We start from the raw sequence: 967 nt of genomic DNA, 5'->3' as shown, positions 1-967 counted from the left end.
GGTCCGAGCCTGTCGAGAAAGGTCGAATCATCGTCGTCGATCCTCGCCGCACCGTCACGGTCAACGCCTGCGAGGTCGAGGCGGGCAAGGACAACGTCATGCATCTCGGCTTGAATTCCGGGACAGATCTCGTCCTGTTCAACGCCTGGATGACCTACATCGCCGACAAGGGGTGGGTCGACAAGGCATTCATCGACGCCTCGACCACGAACTTCGATCAGATGCGCAGCGCCAACAAGGTGTCGCTGGAGGACGCCGCCAAGCTGACGGGACTGACGGTCGATCAGATCCGCAAGTCGGCGGAATGGATCGCACAGCCGAAGGCCGGCAACGCGCGCCGGCGCACCATGTTCGCCTACGAAAAGGGCCTGATCTGGGGCAACGACAACTATCGCACCAACGGCGCGCTGGTGAACGTTGCGCTCGCAACCGGCAACGTCGGCCGGCCCGGCGGCGGCTGCGTCCGGATGGGCGGTCATCAGGAAGGCTACTCGCGCCCTTCCGATGCGCACGTCGGCCGCCCCGCCGCCTACGTCGACAAGCTCCTGATGGAAGGCAAGGGAGGCGTGCATCACATCTGGGGGTGCGATCACTACAAGACGACGCTGAACGCCTTCAAATTCAAGCAGAACTACAAGAAGCGCACCGACATGGTGAAGGACGCCATGATGACGGCGTCCTACGGCGACCGCGACGCGATGGTCAAAGCCATCGTCGACGCTATCAAGAAGGGCGGGCTGTTCGCCGTCGATGTCGACATCGTGCCGACCAAGATCGGCGAGGCCTGTCACGTTTGGCTACCGGCCGCTACCTCGGGCGAAGCCAACCTCACCTCCATGAACGGCGAGCGGCGGATGCGGCTGACCGAGAAGTACATGGACCCGCCAGGTCAAGCGATGCCGGACAGCCTGATCGCGGCCCGCATCGCCAACAACATGGAGCGGGTGCTGCGCGAGCAGGGCAAGGC

Annotated in this window: 1 protein-coding gene; it reads left to right on the top strand. The window is 63.7% G+C overall.

From position 1 onward, the window contains the following. Positions 1–967, top strand: a 967-nt coding sequence (locus AC1D00_RS42845) for an arsenate reductase (azurin) large subunit (RefSeq protein ID WP_477014883.1), incomplete at both ends; no start/stop codon positions are given.

The sequence above is a fragment of the Bradyrhizobium sp. P2_E8 genome (assembly GCF_056403875.1).
The sequence above is the reverse complement of the archived record's forward strand: the minus strand, read 5'-3'. Positions and strand labels throughout refer to the sequence as shown.